15 protein-coding genes are annotated in these 16,152 nt (G+C 72.4%); 4 read left to right on the forward strand and 11 right to left on the reverse strand.

All coding sequences use genetic code 11. From position 1 onward, the window contains the following. Nucleotides 1-86 precede the first annotated feature (86 nt). Both AB0B66_RS24615 and AB0B66_RS24620 read right to left on the reverse strand, forming a co-directional pair. Nucleotides 87-2,126 (reverse strand): ThuA domain-containing protein, encoded by a 2,040-nt coding sequence (locus AB0B66_RS24615; protein ID WP_360534290.1) that lies wholly within the window; start codon nt 2,124-2,126, stop codon nt 87-89. Between the two features lie 125 nt (nt 2,127-2,251). Next, nucleotides 2,252-5,089 carry a PQQ-dependent sugar dehydrogenase gene (locus tag AB0B66_RS24620; protein WP_360534212.1) on the reverse strand — a complete coding sequence of 946 codons (2,838 nt, stop codon included), beginning with the start codon at nt 5,087-5,089 and terminating at the stop codon, nt 2,252-2,254. A gap of 270 nt (nt 5,090-5,359) precedes the next feature. Between AB0B66_RS24620 and AB0B66_RS24625 the strand changes: the two genes are divergently transcribed. Next, nucleotides 5,360-5,878 (forward strand): hypothetical protein, encoded by a 519-nt coding sequence (locus tag AB0B66_RS24625; protein ID WP_360534214.1) that lies wholly within the window; start codon nt 5,360-5,362, stop codon nt 5,876-5,878. Nucleotides 5,879-5,952: 74 nt separating this feature from the next. Here AB0B66_RS24625 and AB0B66_RS24630 read toward each other — a convergent pair whose 3' ends face one another. Together AB0B66_RS24630 and AB0B66_RS24635 are read right to left on the reverse strand one after the other, a co-directional pair. After that, entirely contained in the window at nt 5,953-7,788 is a 1,836-nt protein-coding gene (locus tag AB0B66_RS24630) for an ABC transporter ATP-binding protein (protein WP_360534292.1), read from the reverse strand. A 155-nt stretch (nt 7,789-7,943) separates the two neighbouring features. Beyond that, nucleotides 7,944-8,738, reverse strand: a complete 795-nt coding sequence (locus AB0B66_RS24635; protein ID WP_360534215.1) for a zf-HC2 domain-containing protein — start codon at nt 8,736-8,738, stop codon at nt 7,944-7,946. Nucleotides 8,739-8,853: 115 nt separating this feature from the next. Between AB0B66_RS24635 and AB0B66_RS24640 the strand changes: the two genes are divergently transcribed. Further along, on the forward strand, nt 8,854-9,438 hold the full coding sequence (locus AB0B66_RS24640) for a sigma-70 family RNA polymerase sigma factor (protein ID WP_360534217.1): 585 nt from the start codon (nt 8,854-8,856) through the stop codon (nt 9,436-9,438). Between the two features lie 199 nt (nt 9,439-9,637). On the opposite strand, the gene AB0B66_RS24645 is transcribed toward AB0B66_RS24640, so the two are convergent. Continuing rightward, nucleotides 9,638-10,357 carry a YcnI family protein gene (locus AB0B66_RS24645; protein WP_360534219.1) on the reverse strand — a complete coding sequence of 240 codons (720 nt, stop codon included), beginning with the start codon at nt 10,355-10,357 and terminating at the stop codon, nt 9,638-9,640. 263 nt (nt 10,358-10,620) lie between these two features. Here AB0B66_RS24645 and AB0B66_RS24650 point away from each other — a divergent pair, with 263 nt between their 5' ends. Then, entirely contained in the window at nt 10,621-11,460 is an 840-nt protein-coding gene (locus tag AB0B66_RS24650; protein WP_360534221.1) for a hypothetical protein, read from the forward strand. Nucleotides 11,461-11,513: 53 nt separating this feature from the next. Here the strand turns inward: AB0B66_RS24650 and AB0B66_RS24655 are convergent, their stop codons facing one another. The 4 genes from AB0B66_RS24655 to AB0B66_RS24670 form a co-directional block, all read right to left on the reverse strand. Then, nucleotides 11,514-12,587, reverse strand: a complete 1,074-nt coding sequence (locus AB0B66_RS24655; protein ID WP_360534223.1) for a hypothetical protein — start codon at nt 12,585-12,587, stop codon at nt 11,514-11,516. A gap of 101 nt (nt 12,588-12,688) precedes the next feature. After that, nucleotides 12,689-13,525: a PhzF family phenazine biosynthesis isomerase gene (locus AB0B66_RS24660; RefSeq protein WP_360534225.1), complete on the reverse strand. Its 837-nt coding sequence runs from the start codon at nt 13,523-13,525 to the stop codon at nt 12,689-12,691. A gap of 57 nt (nt 13,526-13,582) precedes the next feature. After that, nucleotides 13,583-14,092: a GNAT family N-acetyltransferase gene (locus AB0B66_RS24665; RefSeq protein ID WP_360534227.1), complete on the reverse strand. Its 510-nt coding sequence runs from the start codon at nt 14,090-14,092 to the stop codon at nt 13,583-13,585. A gap of 62 nt (nt 14,093-14,154) precedes the next feature. Beyond that, on the reverse strand, nt 14,155-14,859 hold the full coding sequence (locus AB0B66_RS24670; RefSeq protein WP_360534229.1) for a class I SAM-dependent methyltransferase: 705 nt from the start codon (nt 14,857-14,859) through the stop codon (nt 14,155-14,157). 92 nt (nt 14,860-14,951) lie between these two features. On the opposite strand from AB0B66_RS24670, the gene AB0B66_RS24675 reads away from it, so the two are divergent. Then, nucleotides 14,952-15,407 carry a hypothetical protein gene (locus AB0B66_RS24675; RefSeq protein ID WP_360534231.1) on the forward strand — a complete coding sequence of 152 codons (456 nt, stop codon included), beginning with the start codon at nt 14,952-14,954 and terminating at the stop codon, nt 15,405-15,407. 7 nt (nt 15,408-15,414) lie between these two features. Here the strand turns inward: AB0B66_RS24675 and trxA are convergent, their stop codons facing one another. Continuing rightward, complete coding sequence (trxA, locus tag AB0B66_RS24680; RefSeq protein ID WP_360534233.1) at nt 15,415-15,756, reverse strand: thioredoxin; 342 nt, start codon at nt 15,754-15,756, stop codon at nt 15,415-15,417. Further along, a complete protein-coding gene (locus tag AB0B66_RS24685) occupies nt 15,732-16,118 on the reverse strand; it encodes a MerR family transcriptional regulator (protein WP_360534235.1) in 387 nt (128 codons plus the stop codon). The genes trxA and AB0B66_RS24685 overlap by 25 nt, the downstream gene beginning before the upstream one ends. Nucleotides 16,119-16,152 lie beyond the last annotated feature (34 nt).

Here is a 16,152-nt window from a genome sequence, read left to right on the forward strand (position 1 = left end):
GCTCATGATCGCATCTCAGGACCGGCGTCGCAACAGGATATGAGCGGCGGGCCGCCGGGCATGCCGACGACCCGCCGCTTCCTGCGTTACGGCATGGTCCACTTCTGGTTGGCCGCGCCCGCGATGCACTGCCACAGGTGCACGACGGTGCTGTCGGCGGAGTTGTTGCCCAACACGTCCAGGCACTTGCCCGACTGCGGGTTGCGCAGGGTCTGGTCGGAGGACTGGTAGGTCCAGTTCTGCGCGCCGGAGCCGTTGCACGTCCACAGCTGGATCTTCGTGCCGTTGGCGCTGCCGCCGCCCGAGATGTCCAGGCACTTGCCCAGCGCGCGCAGGGTCTGCCCGTTCTGGGTCCAGGTCTGCGCCGTGGAGCCGTTGCAGGTGTAGATCTGGATCTGCGTGCCGTCGGCGGTGCCGCTGCTGCGCACGTCGAGGCACTTGCCGGCCAGGCCCTTGATCGGCCCGGTGCCCGGCGTCGCGGTCTTCACGAAGGTGAAGTCGTCGACGTCGAACAGGCCGGTCCCGGTCCCGGTGAACGTGAGGTACACGTTCTGGTTGCCCGACGGCACCCCGGTCAGCGTGGTCTGCACGTTGGCGAACGTGGACCAGCCGCCCGTGTTGGGGACCGCCACCGTGCCCAGGATCGGCCCGGTGGTGGACCCGGTGCGCACCTGGATGCCGCCGCCCGCGCCGCCGGACACGACCCGCGCCCGGAAGGCGGTCGCGCCGCCGACGTTGACGCCGTTGTACGCCGCCCAGTCGCCCGGCTCGATGTAGCCCAGCGTCTGGCCGTTGTTCGCGCCCGCCTTGGTGAACGCCTGCACGCCGCTCTGGCTGCTGAACGACTCGGCCTGCACGGTCACGTCGCCGACCGGCGGGGTGCCCAGCTCCTTGATGCGGATGTTGCGGAACTGGGCGGTGTCGGCCGCGCCGTGGTTCTGGATGCCGATGTGGCCGGCCAGGTCACGGGCGGCGTTGGTGTTGGTGAAGTCGTTGATCAGCACGCCGTTGAGGTAGATCCGCAGGCGCTGGCCCTCGACGAGCAGCTCGTAGGTGTTCCACTCGCCGGCGGCGTTGAGTGCCGCGTCGCGGGCGGCGATGTTGGCCGACTGGAAGGTGTACACCGCGCCGGTGGTGCGGTCGGCCGCGTCGGTGGCGTCGATCTGGATCTCGTAGCCGTTGTCGACGGCCGACCACGGGTCGGTCGACGGCGGGAAGCCGATGAAGATGCCCGAGTTCGAGTCGCCGGTCAGCTTCCAGTCCAGCTTCAGCGAGTACGAGGTGTACTGCTTGGCGCTGTACCAGTACAGGCCCATGCCGCCGACCGTGGTCAGCGTGGCGTCGGAGTTGGTGAGGCTGCCCGGCCCGGCCTGCGACCAGCCCGTGGTCGAGCCGTTGAAGATCGGCGTGTAGCCGGTCTCGGGGCGGCAGTCGGCCTTGCTGCGCCCTGCCGCGTAACGGATGCCGCCGAGCAGGTGGTTGCGGAAGTTGGTCTCGCTGTAGGAGGCCTGGGTGTGGCCGCCGCCAGTGTAGAAGGAGCGGCCGCCGTCGTACGCCTTGCACCAGGCGTGCGGGTGGTCGGCGCCCATGCCGCCGCCGCTGTACGACGACTCGTCGAGCGTCGCCAGCACGTGCGCGGTGCTGCGGGCGTTGGTCTGGTAGTTGTACCACTCGTCGGTGCGGGTCCAGGTCTGCGGCAGGTGCGCGGTCGCGGCGTGACCGCGGTCCTCAACCTTGACGTTGGCCTGCTGGATCGCCGGGTGCGAGGCGAACCACGCGCCGACCAGGCTGCCGTACCAGGACCAGGAGTACTCGGTGTCGGCGGCGGCGTGCACACCGACGTAGCCCTTGCCGGAGCGGATGTAGTTCTCGAACGCGGTCTGCTGCGTCGCGTCGAGCACGTCACCGGTGGTGTTGAGGAAGACGACCGCCTCGTACTGGGCCAGGTTGCTCGCGTTGAACTGGGCCGCGTCCTCGGTGGCGGTGACGGTGAAGTTGTTGGCCGCGCCCAGGTCCCGGATGGCCTGGGTGCCCACGGCGATGGAGTCGTGCCGGAAACCGGCGGTCTTGGAGAAGACCAGCACGTCGTACGGGGCGTCGGCGGCGGCCGCCGGGCAGGCGGTCATGGCCACGACGGTCAGCGCGGCGGCTGCCGCACCGAGCACGGGTCGAAGGATACGCACGATGTTGCTCCTTTCTCGGACGGGAGCGGTCCGGGCGGAACGGGGCTGCCCCGCCCGGACCGGGTCGATCAGGGCAGGGTCCACTTCTGGTTGGCCGCGTTGGTGCCGCAGGTCCACAGGTGGACGATGGTGCTGTCGGCGGAGTTGCTGCCCGACACGTCGAGGCACTTGCCCGACTGCGGGTTGCGCAGCGTCTGGTCCGACGTCTGGTAGGCCCAGTTCTGCGCGCCGGAGCCGTTGCAGGTGTACAGCTGGATCTTGGTGCCGTCGGCGCTGGCGCCGCCGGCGATGTCCAGGCACTTGCCGAATGCCCGCAGGGTCTGGCCGTTACGCGTCCAGGTCTGCGAGCCGGTGCCGTTGCAGGTGTAGATCTGGATCTGCGTGCCGTCGGCCGTCGCGCCGCTGCGCACGTCCAGGCACTTGCCCGCCAGCCCCGTGATCGGGCCGACGCCCGCCGCGGTGGTGAAGGTGAACGAGTCCAGGTCGTACAGCGCCCCGGTGCCGCCGCTGAAGGTCAGGTACAGCGGGGTCGTGGTGTTCGGCGGGTTGGTGATGGTGCCGGTCACCGTCGTGAACGTCTCCCAGCCGCCGGTCACCGGGACGGTGGCCGAGCCGAGCACGGTGCCGGTGGCCGACCCGGCGCGGATCTGCAGCGTGCCGCCCACGCCACCCGAGGACACCCGGGCGGTGAAGCCGGTCGCGTTGCTCAGCCGGTACGGCGTGAACGAGATCCAGTCCCCGTTGTGGATGTCACCGACGGTCTTGCCGCCCTCGGCGGTCGTCTTCGTGAACGTGTTGATGCCCGACGAGGTGCCGAAGTGCTCGGCCTGGCGGTGCCGCGGCTGCAGCGTGTGCTGCGTGTGCGTGGTCAGGCCCTGGTTGTCGGTGTACTCCGCGTCGAAGATCGCGAAGATGTTCGCCGCGTCGTCGTGCTCCCCGTCGACCGGGATGGTGATGGTGCCCGAGCAGCCGTTCTTCGAGGTGATCTGGTGGCCGTGCTGGTCGTGGCCGAGCACGTAGGTCAGCTTCACCCGGCTGCAGTCGATCGTGCCGTCACCGGCGTCGGTTACCGTCAGCGAGTAGCTGACCGTGTCGCCGAATGCGAACAGCTGGCCGTTGCCGGGGCTGTTGATGGTCACCGCGGGCGGGGTGTTGCCGACCGTGATGACGACCGAGTCGCTGCCGGTGGCGCCCTGCGGGTCGCGCACCGTCAGGGTCGCGGTGTACGTCCCGTTGGCGCTGTAGGTCTTGCTCGGGTTGGCGGCCGTCGAGGTGGTGCCGTCGCCGAACGCCCACGAGTAGGTCAGCGCGCCGCCCTCCGGGTCCGACGAGCCGGCCGACGAGAACGCCACGGTCAGCGGGGCCGCCCCGGCGGTCGGGGTGCCGTTGGCGTTGGCGATCGGGGCCCGGTTGCCGGTGCCGATGTACTCGAAGCGGTACAGCGCCGAGTTCGCGTCGCCGTTGAAGTAGCCGGTGCCGTAGTCGAGCACGTACAGCGCGCCGTCGGGGCCGAACGCCGAGTCCATGACCTGCTTGCCGGTCCACGGGAACGCGTCGATGGTGCCGCGCGAGCCGTCGGCGTTGACGTGGATCGGCTTGATCCAGCCGCGGCCGAACTCGGTCGCGAAGAACAGCCCGTCCATGTCCTGCGGGAACTTCACCGTCGAGGTCGACGAGGCGTTGTACCGGTAGACCGGGCCGCCCATCGGCGACTCGGAGCCGCCGCCGAACTCGGTCGGCGTGCCGCTGTCCCCGCCGTACTTGATCCAGGCCGGGCGGGCGGCGGGCAGCATCGACAGGCCCGTGTTGCGGAACGAGTTGTTGGTCGGGCCGCCGGTGCAGTTGTACTTCGGCCCGGTGGACGCGGTCGCGAAGTTCCACTCGTTGTAGACCTCGGTGCTGGTGTTCGCGCCGGTGCAGTACGGCCAGCCGTAGTTGCCCGCCGAGGTGATCCGGTTGAACTCGACCTGGCCGCTGGGGCCCCGGTTGGCGTTGGTGGTGCCCGCGTCCGGCCCGTAGTCGCCGACGTACACGACGCCGGTGGCCTTGTCGACGCTCATCCGGAACGGGTTGCGGAAGCCCATCGCGTAGATCTCGGCGCGGGTCTGCGCCGTGCCGGGCGCGAACAGGTTGCCCGACGGGATCGAGTACGACCCGTTCGCGTTGACCTTGATGCGCAGGATCTTGCCGCGCAGGTCGTTGGTGTTGCCCGCGGAGCGCTGCGCGTCGTAGGCGGGGTTGCGGTCGGTGCGCTCGTCGAGCGGCGAGTAGCCGTCCGAGGAGAACGGGTTCGAGTCGTCGCCGGTGGACAGGTAGAGGTTGCCCGCGGCGTCGAAGTCGATGTCACCGCCGACGTGGCAGCACAGGCCCCGGTCGGCGGGCACGTCCAGCACGTTGACCTGGCTGCCCATGTTCACCGTGAAGTCGGCGTTGAGGGTGAACCGGGCCAGCCGGTTGACGCCCTGCCACTGGGTCCAGTTCGTGCCGGTCGCGGGCGCATCTCCGGTCGGCGTGGACAGCGGTGGGGCGAAGTAAAGGTAGATGTAGCGGTTCGTGGCGAAGCCCGGGTCGACGCCGACGCCCTGCAGGCCCTCCTCGTCGTGCTGGTACACGGGGATGGTGCCGATCACGGACGTGGTCCCGGCGGCGTTGGTGCGGCGCAGGGTGCCGTTGCGGGCGGTGTGCAGCACGGACAGGTCCGGCAGCACGGCCAGCGACATCGGCTCGCCCATCTCGGCGACGCCGCGGGCCATCTCGATCTGCTGGAACTTGCTCGGGTCGATGGTGTGCGCGGCCGCGGGGGCGGTCGTGGTGGCGACGGCCGTCAGGGCCGACCCGGTCGCCAACAGCGCGGCTGCGACCGCACGCCATAGTCTGATGTATCTACGTGGATGTCTAATGGACATAGCCGTCCAACCCTTCCTGACCAGGGGTACGCCAGGCAGGGCGCGCGCCGTCGCGCCTGTTGGCGGGGTGGGTTTGGGGGTAACCGCGCCGCCGGTTACTTCGATGAAACATTGTGGAGCTGTGACGGACACACTAGGGACTTTTCATCGAGGTGTCCATACTTTCGGATGCGTCAACTAAAAGTTACGACACCACGATCGAAAGTGGAGTGACTGTGCAGGTCACGGGCTACCGGTTTCAGCGCCCGGCGACCGCGGGTATCAGACGCCATGAACCGCAACCTGATCCGGGCGCTGCTGTACGCCTGGGAACGGCCCGAGTTCCGCGCCGGCCTACAGCACCTGATCGACCTCGACCAGGTGACCGCGCTGCTGGCCGCACTGTCCACCGAGGACCGTGACCACGAGCAGGAACGCCGCGCCATGGACCTGCTGCGCTCCGCACTGGACTCCCCCGAGATCCGCCGGGCGGTCCTGCTGCTCGTGGAGTCTGACGACATCCGCCTCCAGCTGTCCGCCGCGATCGCGGAGGGCCTGCCCGACCGCCCCGCCCTCGCCGTCGCGATCGCCTCAGCCCTCAACGACCCCCGCGTCCGTGCCCAGCTCCACGACGCCCTGGACACCCCCCAGGTACGCGACCTGCTCCTGCAAGCCGCCGAGGAAGGCGCCCGGCACCGCCGCTGGTCCCTGGCCCGCCGACTGCTCGCCCTGCTCGCCCGTCACGGCACGGCCCGCCGCCTCGCGTGGTCCCTCCACCGGCACGGCTTCCTGCGCGCCCTGCGCGAATGAAAGGAAGGGCACCTTCACAACGCTCCGCGTTGTAGAAGGTGCCCTTCCTAACACTCACCATGCTCCGCCGCAGGTCAGGCCGCGCTGCCGACCGGCTGGTCGAACTGGGTGCGGTAGAGCTCGGCGTAGCGGCCGTCGCGGGCCAGCAGGTCCGGATGTGTGCCGCGCTCGACCACCCGGCCGGCCTCGATCACCAGGATCTGGTCGGCCTGCCGCACCGTGGACAGCCGGTGCGCGATGACCACCGAGGTGCGCCCGGCCAGGGCCTCGCCCAGCGCCTCCTGCACCGCCGCCTCCGACGTCGAGTCCAAGTGCGCCGTCGCCTCGTCGAGCACCACCACACGCGGCCTGGCCAGCAGCACCCGGGCGATGGTCAGCCGCTGCCGCTCGCCGCCCGACAGCCGGTAGCCGCGCTCGCCGACCACCGTGTCCAGCCCGTCGGGCAGCGCCTCGACCAGCTCGGCGAGCCGCGCCCGGCGCAAGGCGTCCCACAGCTCCTCGTCCGTCGCCTCCGGCCGAGCCAGCAGCAGGTTGGCCCGCACCGACTCGTGGAACAGGTGACCGTCCTGGGTGACCATGCCCAGCGTCTGCCGGATCGTCTTGGCGTCCAGGTCGCGGACGTCCACGCCGGCCAGCCGGATCGTGCCGCCGTCGGTGTCGTACAGCCGCGGCAGCAGCTGTGCGATGGTGGACTTGCCCGCCCCGGACGAGCCGACCAGTGCCACGAGCTGGCCCGGCTCGGCGGTGAACGACACGTCGTGCAGCACCTGCGCGCCGCCGCGGGTGTCGAGCACGGCGACCTCCTCCAGCGACGCCAGCGACACCTTGTCCGCCGACGGGTAGCCGAAGTCGACGCCGTCGAACTGCACCGACACCGGGCCGTCGGGGATCGGCCGTGGCTGCTCGGGCTCGGCGATCAGCGGCTTGAGGTCGAGGATCTCGAACACCCGCTCGAAGCTGACCAGGGCGCTCATCACCTCGACCCGGGCGCTGGCCAGCGAGGTCAGCGGGGCGTAGAGGCGGGCCAGCAGCAGCGCCAGCGCCACCACCGCGCCTTCGTCCAGCGTGCCGCGCAGCGCGAACACCCCGCCCAGGCCGTACACCAGGGCCAGCGCGAGCGAGGAGACCAGCATCAGCGCGGTCACGAAGACCCACTGCACCATCGCGGTGCGCACACCGATGTCGCGCACCCGCCGGGCCCGTGACGCGAACTCGGCCGACTCCCGTTCGGGCTGCCCGAACAGCTTGACCAGCGTCGCGCCGGGGGCGGAGAAGCGCTCGGTCATGTTGGTGCTCATGGCCGAATTGTGCTCGGCCGCCTCGCGCTCCAGCCGGGCCAGCTTGTTGCCCATCCGCCGGGCGGGCAGCACGAACACCGGCAGCAGCACCAGCGCCAGCAGGGTGATCTGCCAGGACAGCTGGATCATGACGACCAGGGTCAGGGCGAGCATGACCAGGTTCGCCACCACCCCGGACAGGGTGTCGCTGAACGCCCGCTGCGCGCCGATGACGTCGTTGTTGAGTCGGCTGACCAGCGCGCCGGTGCGGGTACGCGTGAAGAACGCGACCGGCATCCGCTGCACGTGGTCGAACACGGCGGTGCGCAGGTCGAGGATCAGCCCTTCGCCGATGGTCGCCGAGAGCCAACGGGTGGCCAGGCTCAACCCGGCCTCGGCCAGCGCCAGCCCTGCGATGATCACCGCCAGCCATACGACCGTGGTTTCCGGCCCGCCGTCGGTGATCGTGTCGATCACCCGGCCGGCCAGGATCGGCGTGGCCACCGCCAGCACCGCGCCGACCACGCTCAGCGCGAGGAAGGCCAGCAGCTGCCGGCGGTGCGGCCGGGCGAACCCGAGGATGCGCCGCAGCGTCGCCAGCGAGAACGGCCGCCGCTCGTCCTGGGCGTTCATGGCGTGGTAGAGGGAGTTCCACGCCGCCATTTCCATGCTCATCGAGCTGTGCCTTCCCGTACGGACCGGTGCGGGCGGGGTGGGCCCGCCGCCGTCACCGTAGAACCTCAAGCGAGGTTGACGTCAACCCGACGTCTACCGGACGGGTCCGACATTCAGGCCGCGCGGCGCTGCTCCACCGTCACCTTCCGGGTGACGCCGACCCGCACCGGGAACGGATAAACCGGCGCGAGCGGGCCCTCCCCCTCGTCCCCGCCGCGGATCGACCAGGGGCTTCGCGGCCGGGCGGCGCGGTCGGACGGCCCGTCGCCGCGCAGGCGCGGATGGTTCAGCGCCAGCAGCAGCCCGTATCCGGCGAGCACCAGCCCGTGCGACAGCACCCGGCCCGCCTCGACCCGGTCGGCGAGCGCGTCGTTGACCGTCAGCAGACTGAGCACGATCACGAACGCGGTCATCACCGGTAGCAGCGCCGCCGGGCGGGTACGCCGCCACGCCAGCCAGGCCAGGGCCGCGCCGATCGCCACGTTCCAGGCGGCGGACTCGTGCCACAGGTGGCCCGACGACACCGAGCCGACCACGCCGTGCGCGTGCCGCTCCGCCGCGGCCAGGCTGCTGATCTGTGCCACGCCGAGCAGGAACTGGCCCAGCCCGACGACCAGCAGCGCCCGCCGCAGCAAGGCGGCGACGTCGAACCGGGCGCGCCGGACCGGCGGGGTCGGCGCCGCGGCGAGCACCGCCGCCAGGGCCTGCTCGCTGAGCCCCGGCACCGGCAACGCCGCGGCGGTCCGGGCCAGCCGGGTCACCGACTCCGCCCGCTGCCACCAGTCCGCGCACTCCGCACAGCCGTCGACGTGCGCGTCGACCGCCGCGCGTTCACCCGGCTCGTCCGCGCCGTCCAGGCGGGCCGACAGCAGTTCACGTGCCTGTGTGCACCCCATGCCCACTCCCATGGGACACATTGTCGCCCGTACCCGCGAGTTGGTTCCCGGACATCGCTGTGACCTGCGGCGCTGTCGCGCACCGGGGGGATCGCATCGACGGGCGGCGAACGATACGCTTCCGGTCATGTCTTACGGCGGTGACGACGAGCGCATCACGGCGCTGGCCCTGGCGGCCCGCGGCGGCGACCGCGCCGCCGTCGAGGCGTTCGTGGCGGCGACCCAGCGCGACGTGGTCCGCTTCGTGGCGCACCTGGCCGGGGCCGCCGACGCCGACGACCTCGCGCAGGACACCTACCTGCGGGCGATGCGCGCCCTGCCCTCGTTCGAGGGCCGCTCCTCGGCCCGCACCTGGCTGCTGGCCATCGCCCGGCACACCGTCGTGGACCACCTGCGTATGCTCGCCCGCCGACCGCGCTCGGCGGACCTGGCGGACTGGGCCGCCGTGGCCGACACCGTCTCGGCGGGCGCGGCCGGGCGCTTCGACGAGCAGATCCTGCTCGACCGGCTGGTCGCCGGGCTGGACCCCGACCGGCGGGAGGCGTTCGTCGCCACGCAGGTGCTGGGGCTGTCGTACGGCGAGGCCGCCGAGGTCATCGGCTGCCCGATCGGCACCATCCGGTCCCGGGTCGCCCGCGCCCGCGACGACCTCGCCGCCGCGCTCGGCGACAGCGCCTCCGCCACCCCGCGCCGCCACCTGCGCGCCGTCTGACCAGCTCCGCCCGCTCACGCCACCCGCGCCTGGCGGCCGGGTGACCGCCGCCCCGTTTTGCATAAACGGTGGCCTATCTCATCGAGTTCGATCTCGTGTCATTCGATGAGATAGGCCACCGTTTATGAAGTGCGGCTGGATCACGTGATCACGTGATCACGTGATCCGGCAGGATGCGCCGGCCCCGCCCGGCGACGGGTCAGGGCTGGGCGGGGCCGGGCTTGCCGCGCAGGGCCAGGCCGAGGGCGGCCAGGGCCACGACCAGCGCGGCGATGCTCAGGCCGAGCGGCCAGCCGTTGCCGCCGTCCGAGGACGCCGGAGCAGCGCCCGACGCCGCGTTGTTACCGGCCGCTGCCGGGGACGCGGCCGCGGCCGCCTTCGGCACGACCTTGAGCACCGGCGCGGGGTGCTCTAGCTCCGCGCCTTCCTTCGGCTCCTCGATCCAGCGCACGACCTCGCCGTCGGAGTACGTCTGCAGCGCCTTGAACACGACCTGGCTGACCTCCGGCACCGGCCCGGCGGACACGTCGAACTCCTGGAACTGGCCGGGCTTGACGGCCGACGCGGCGTCCGCCGTCCAGGTGATCTTCGAGGTGGCCTCGGTGATCTCACGGTCGTGGTTCTTGATCGGCGTCGCCAGCTCGCGCTTCTCGACCACGGCCGTCCAGCCCGGCGTCGGCTTGACCGAGACGCTCGCGAACGGGGCGTCCTCGGGCAGCGTTACCTCCACCTTCACCGTCGAGGCGTTGTCCTTCTCGTTCGGCACCCGGAAGGTCAGCCGGGCGTATCCGCCGACCGTCGCCTCCTTCGGGTTCACGGTCACATGCGCCGCCGCCGGCACCGCCGACAGGCCGATCATCGCCGCCGCCGCGATCGTCACCACGCCGGCCCGCCACCGTGCCCTCGCACCGATCTTCATCTCGCGTCCTTCACCTCGGGGACCCGGCACGCCACGCGGCGCGCCCGGCGGCGACAGGGTCACCGCGCGACACAGGTCGCGCGAACCCGGTCGCCGGTTCCCGCACGTATGTGTGGACTCTCACCGATTCACCGGGAACTTCCTGACCCTTCCCGGCGACGCCGAGCCGCCGCTCCATGTCGGAGCCGTGACAGAACGCGCGGATGCGCCCGCTCATGCGGCACCGTGCACAGTGCACCGACCACCGGCGGAGGAGGCCACAGATGAGGGGCAGGACCAGGGCGGCAGCGGCCGCCGTCGCGCTCGCCGCGGCGACCGGCCTGGCACAGACCGGCGCACCCGCCGAGGCCGCGGTGCCGGGCCTGCAGATCGTGACCACGGCGAGCGCGGGCGGCAGCGGTTCGCCCAAGAGCGTGACGGCCACGTGCCCGGCCGGCAAGCGGGTCGTCGGCGCGGGCTTCTACCTCGACGGCGCGGCCGCGCAGGTGGTGCTCGACGACCTCATCCCGGCGGCGGGCGCGGTGACCGCCACCGGTTACGAGGACCAGGACGGCACGGCCGAGAGCTGGTGGATCCGCGCGTACGCGGTCTGCGCCGACCCGGTGCCGGGGCTGGAGATCGTCACCGCCGTCAGCGCCCCCGGCTCGGCCGCGCGCTCGACGACCGCCGCCTGCCCCACCGGCAAGCGGGCCCTCGGCGGCGGCGCGACGGTCACCGGCGGGCTCGGCCAGGTGGTGATCGACGCGATGATGCCCGCCACGACCACGGTCACCGCGGCGGCCTACGAGGACAGTGACGGCACCACCGCCACCTGGACCCTGACCGCGTACGCGATCTGCGCGCCGGCGCTGCCCGGCCTGGCCCTGCCGACGGTGACCAGCCCGCCGACGACCGGCTTCCAGCAGGGCGCGTCCCCGGCCTGCCCGGCGGGCACGGCGGCCCTCGGCACGGGCTGGGACGTCAACTCAAGGTTCCCGGGTTCGATCTTCCCGGTCGCCGCCGCCCCGTCCGCCACGGGCGTGCTCACCGTGGCCCTCATGAACAACGCCCCCGGCCTGGCCGAATGGACCCTGACCGGCCGCGCCGTCTGCGCGACGCCGTGACCGCAGGGTGCCTGCCGACCGCTGACCGGTCGGCAGGCGCCCTGGTCCTCGGCTCACCAGGTGAGGCGGGCGTACCCGTCGGTTCCGGGTTTGCCGGTCACGCCCGCGGCGGAGTTTCCGCCCGCGAGGCCGCCGTTCGGGGCGAGGCTGCGGAAGTAGCCCCCGCGACCACCCGCGCCACCTCGTCCGCCGTTGCCGCCCGCGCCACCGGCCCCGCCGACGCCGTGCTCGACGCCGTCGGTCACGACGCCGCCCGCACCGCCCAGGCCGACCACGGTCGCGCCCGCGCCGCCGGCCCCGCCGGTGCCGCTGCTCGCTCCGTCGACCCCGGAGCCGCCGCCCGCGCCGTCGCCGCCGCCCTTGCCCGCGTTCCCGGCCTCGCCGTCGGTGCCGGTGCACAGGGCTGCCGAGGGCACCGTCATCGTGCCGCCCGCTCCGCCGTCACCGGGTGCGCTGCTGCCGATCCCGCCGGGGCGGGTGCTGCCCGGACGGCTGCCGGTGGCGTCCATGCCGCCGGGGCCGCCGTTGGAGAACTCGGGGCTGCCCTGGCCGCCCGCACCGCCCGCGGCCTGGGTCAGCAGCAGTTCGGTTCCGTTGAGCAGCACGCTGACCTCGGTGAGCGCGCCCTCCGCCCCGTCCGCGCCCGCCCGGGAGATCTGACCGGCGTTGCCGTTGCCGCCGGGCGAACTCGGCGCGCCACCGGTCGCCGCGGCCGCGCCGCGTCCTCCGCTGCCGCCACGGCCGACCACGATGGACAGCTGCGTCGCGGGGAAGCCGGCGGGCAGCACGCACTTGACGTACTGCCCCGCACCGCCTGAGCCGCCGCCCGCGCCGCCGCCGCCGGAACTGCCACCTGCACCGCCGCCACCGCCCCTGCCGAACAGGGACTTGCCGCCACCGCCGCCGCCTCCGCCGGCTCCGCCGCCGTTGCCGCCACCGCCACCGCCGCCCGCGCCCCACAGTTCCAGCGTCACCTCGACACCGGCGGGCACGTCGAACGTGTATGTGCCCGCGGTGTCGTAGACCTGCTCACCGGCGGCGACGGCGCTCCAGGACGGCGCGCCGCCGACGACGGATCCGGCGAGCAGCGCCGCGCTCAGCGCCACCGCTCGATACGACTTTTTCACTACATGTCACCTTTCCTGGGATCGACCAGATCCTACGGAGGCGACTGCGCCGAACCGATCTTCGCCACGCCCGTGACCTGCGAAAACACCCGCCGCCAGGACTACATGGCGACGGCCGCGCCGCTGACCGCGATGCCGCCGGCCGGGTCGGGCCCGATCCCGACCGTCAGCAGGCTGGGCCGTCCCATGTCGACGCCCTGGTGCACGGTGATCGCGGCGGGCGGCGTCACCGCACCCAGCTCGCGCAGGTAGCCGCCGAACGCCGCGGCGGCCGCGCCGGTCGCCGGGTCGTCGACCACACCGCCGGGCGGGAACGGGTTGCGCGCGTGGAACACGTCCGCGGACTCCCGCCACACCAGGTCGACGGTGGTCCAGGCGCGCCGGGCCATCAGCTCACCGAGCACGGCCATGTCGTAGTCCAGGTCGGACAGCCGCTGCCGGGTCGCCGCGGCGAGGATCGGGTGCCAATTCCCGGCGTACGCCAACCGCGGCGGCAGGGCCGGGTCCAGCTCGGCCGCCGACCAGCCCAGCACGTCCAGCAGCGCGGCGAGATCGGACTCCGCGATCGGCGCGGTACGCGGTGCGACGCTGGTCAGGGTGGCCGTGGCGGTGCCGTCGGCGGCCACCGCGGTGGACACCTCGACGGTGCCCGCGTTCGTGTCGAAGGTCAGCGGGCCCGCGCCGTGCCGCTCGGCGTACGCCGCCGCGGACGCGATGGTCGCGTGCCCGCAGAAGTCCACCTCGGCCAGCGGGCTGAAGTAGCGGACCGTGAACCGGCCGCCGCCGCGCGGCACGAGGAACGCCGTCTCGGAGTAGCCGACGTCCGCCGCGATGGCGAGCATGGCCGCGTCGTCGAGCGTGCTCGCGTCGAGCACGACGCCCGCGGGGTTGCCGCCGGCCGGGTCGGCGCTGAACGCCGCGTATCTCAAGATCTCCACTCGTCGACCGTACGGTGGGCGATCGCGCTCCCCCACGGCCAATTCGCGACGGGTGGCTCAGTCGCGGGCAGGCGAAGCGGCCAGCCGCGCGTATTTGATCATCAAGGGGCGCAGGCCGCGCTTCTCGTACACCCGCTGCGCGCCGAGATTGGCGGCCAGCGTGCCGATGTACAGGTCGCCGATGCCCAGCTCGGCGAGCCGCTCGTCGACGGCGTCGAGCAGCCGGGTGCCGACGCCCCGGCCGCGGTGGCTCGCCGCCACGGACAGCGACTCCAGTTCGGCGATCCGGTCGCCGGAGACCCAGGTGTCGTCCGGGCCCGCGAACACGTGCGTGAACGCGTAGCCGACCAGCTCCCCGCCGTCCTCGGCGAGCAGGATGAACGAGCCCGGCTCGGTGATCCACTGCCGGTACAGGTCCCGGCGCAGCCCCCACGACCGCTCGTCGGGGTACATGGCCAGCTCCGGCGCGACCTGCCGGTGGTGGCGGTGCAAAGACAGCCACAGCGGCTCCAGCGCGTCGACGGCCTCCGCGCCGGCCAGGCGGATCGTCACCCCGTTGTCGTTCATGAACGACCACGCTACCGAAGCGCGCCGCTCAGGACCGGCCGGTCAGGGCACAGTTCTTCGCCTCAGCGCCGGGCGACGACGATGTCGGGCTCGTCCGTGCCGACCACGGTGAACCCGGCGGCGGCCAGCTCGGCGTCGAATCCGGACTCCGTGGCGAGGTGGCCGTCGAAGACCTCGGTCTCCTCGCGCACCAGGGCGCCGTCGCGGCTGACCCGGTAGCTGAAGCGCCAGCGGACGCGGTCCGCGCCGACCGGTGTGGTGGACACCTCGCCGGTGTACAGGTCTCCGCCGAGCCGCCACGACGGCAGGTCACGGCGTTCCTGCGCGGCGCGGGTCGGCGGGCGCTGCACGACGAGGCGGCCGCCGGGCACCAGCGCCCTCGCCAGGGCACGCAGCGCCGCGGCGCGGTCGGACCGGTCGAGCCCGGCCATGGTGTTCAGGCACCAGGCGAAGTCGGCGACGCCGGTCAGGCCCAGATCCTGGACGCAGCGGGCGTGCACGCGGACCCGGGGCAGCACCTCGGCCTGCCCGGCGAGACGGCTCAGCAGCACGGCCCGCATGCTCGCGGCGGGTTCCACGGCGTGCACGGTCACGGCGCAGCGGCGGGCCAGCAGGTCGGTGGCCAGCCCGGTGCCCGCACCGACGTCCAGCACGCCGACCTCGGGGCTGCCGAGCCACCGGTCCAGCAGCCGCCCGGTGACCGCGCGATGCTCGGTGGCCTGCAGCAGGTCGTAGAACTCGGCGGTGACGGCGTACGCCTGGCCCATGCGCCGATCATGTCAAAGCAGCCCGCCGACCGGCGCGGAACAGGAGCGCCGGCGAGGCATCGAAGGTTGCGGACGGCTCTTACGGTGCTGGCATGCTCTGGACGCTGCGGGTGACCGCCGCCGTGAACGCCGTGTGGGTGGCGCTGACCGCCGCCACGTTCCTGCCGACCACGTCGATCGACTTCGAGGAGCTCGTGTCGCTGACGGCCCCGCTGGGGGTGATCTTCCTGGCGATCGCGATCGGCGGGACGATGGCCCGGCACGGGATGCCCGACAGCAAAAAGACCAGGGACCTGTGGCGCTGGATGTTCGCGGGGCTCACCCGCCCGGCCCGGGTCGCGGCGGTGATCCTGCTCGCCGCGGAGGCCGGGGTCGCGCTGCACGCGCAGGCGTCGGTCATCCTGGGCAGCGAACTGAGCGACCCGATCGACCCGGTCACCGCGTACACCCGGGGGGTGCTCGGCCTCACCGCGCACCTGCTGACGATCGCCGTCCTGATTATCGCGGCGGGGCGGCGGGCCGCGGCGGCGTCGCCCGCCGCGGCCTGATCCGGGCTCAGCCCTCGATGCCGGCGTCCAGGAACTGGCGCAGCGCCATCTTCGGGCGGTTGCCGATCTGGCTGGCGACGACCTCGCCGCCGCGGAACACGAGCAGCGTCGGCATCGACATCACCTTGTAGGCGCGTGCCGTCTCCGGGTTGTTGTCGGAGTCGAGCTTGGTGAACACCACCCGGTCGCCGTACTCCGCGGACAGCTCGTTCAGCGAGCGCTCCAGCACCTTGCAGGGCGCGCACCACTCGGCCCAGAAGTCGACCACCACGGGCCGGTCCGACTTCAGCACGACGTCGGCGAACGTGGCGTCGGTGACCTCGATCAGGGGGCCGTTCTTCTCAGACATGTCTTCTCCCGGTGGGCGATGGCTTCGTTGAGCTGGTGGTCGAGCTTTTCACGGACGGTGTTGAGGCGGGCGAGGCAGGTGTCGACCTCGTCGAGTTTGCGCCGCAGCACGGCGACCGAGTCGGGGCAGACGTCGCCGGTCGCGTGCCCGGCGCGCAGGCAGGCCACGAACGGGCGGATGTCGTCCAGGTCGAACCCGACCGCGAGCAGGGCCCGGATCTCGTGCACCACGCGCAGCTCGGCCTCGTCGAAGGCCCGGTAGCCGTTGGTCGCGCGACGCGACCGGATGAGTCCGTGCTGCTCGTAGTACCGCAGCGTGCGGGTGCTGGTGCCGGCGCGCTGCGCCAGTTCGCCGATGAGCATCCGGGTCCTCCTCCCTGTCCTTGCAACACGCTAA

This window comes from Catellatospora sp. NPDC049111, from assembly GCF_040648615.1.
Classification (GTDB): Bacteria; Actinomycetota; Actinomycetes; order Mycobacteriales; family Micromonosporaceae; genus Catellatospora; species Catellatospora aurea.

Excerpts from the sequence above, each read along its gene's own strand:
- AB0B66_RS24615 (WP_360534290.1), bottom strand. The coding sequence starts at position 2,126 with ATGACCGCCTGCCCGGCGGCCGCCGCCGACGCCCCGTACGACGTGCTG.
- AB0B66_RS24620 (WP_360534212.1), bottom strand. The coding sequence starts at position 5,089 with ATGTCCATTAGACATCCACGTAGATACATCAGACTATGGCGTGCGGTC.
- AB0B66_RS24625 (WP_360534214.1), top strand. The coding sequence starts at position 5,360 with ATGAACCGCAACCTGATCCGGGCGCTGCTGTACGCCTGGGAACGGCCC.
- AB0B66_RS24630 (WP_360534292.1), bottom strand. The coding sequence starts at position 7,788 with ATGAACGCCCAGGACGAGCGGCGGCCGTTCTCGCTGGCGACGCTGCGG.
- AB0B66_RS24635 (WP_360534215.1), bottom strand. The coding sequence starts at position 8,738 with ATGGGAGTGGGCATGGGGTGCACACAGGCACGTGAACTGCTGTCGGCC.
- AB0B66_RS24640 (WP_360534217.1), top strand. The coding sequence starts at position 8,854 with ATGTCTTACGGCGGTGACGACGAGCGCATCACGGCGCTGGCCCTGGCG.
- AB0B66_RS24645 (WP_360534219.1), bottom strand. The coding sequence starts at position 10,357 with ATGAAGATCGGTGCGAGGGCACGGTGGCGGGCCGGCGTGGTGACGATC.
- AB0B66_RS24650 (WP_360534221.1), top strand. The coding sequence starts at position 10,621 with ATGAGGGGCAGGACCAGGGCGGCAGCGGCCGCCGTCGCGCTCGCCGCG.
- AB0B66_RS24665 (WP_360534227.1), bottom strand. The coding sequence starts at position 14,092 with ATGAACGACAACGGGGTGACGATCCGCCTGGCCGGCGCGGAGGCCGTC.
- AB0B66_RS24670 (WP_360534229.1), bottom strand. The coding sequence starts at position 14,859 with ATGGGCCAGGCGTACGCCGTCACCGCCGAGTTCTACGACCTGCTGCAG.
- AB0B66_RS24675 (WP_360534231.1), top strand. The coding sequence starts at position 14,952 with ATGCTCTGGACGCTGCGGGTGACCGCCGCCGTGAACGCCGTGTGGGTG.
- trxA (WP_360534233.1), bottom strand. The coding sequence starts at position 15,756 with ATGTCTGAGAAGAACGGCCCCCTGATCGAGGTCACCGACGCCACGTTC.
- AB0B66_RS24685 (WP_360534235.1), bottom strand. The coding sequence starts at position 16,118 with ATGCTCATCGGCGAACTGGCGCAGCGCGCCGGCACCAGCACCCGCACG.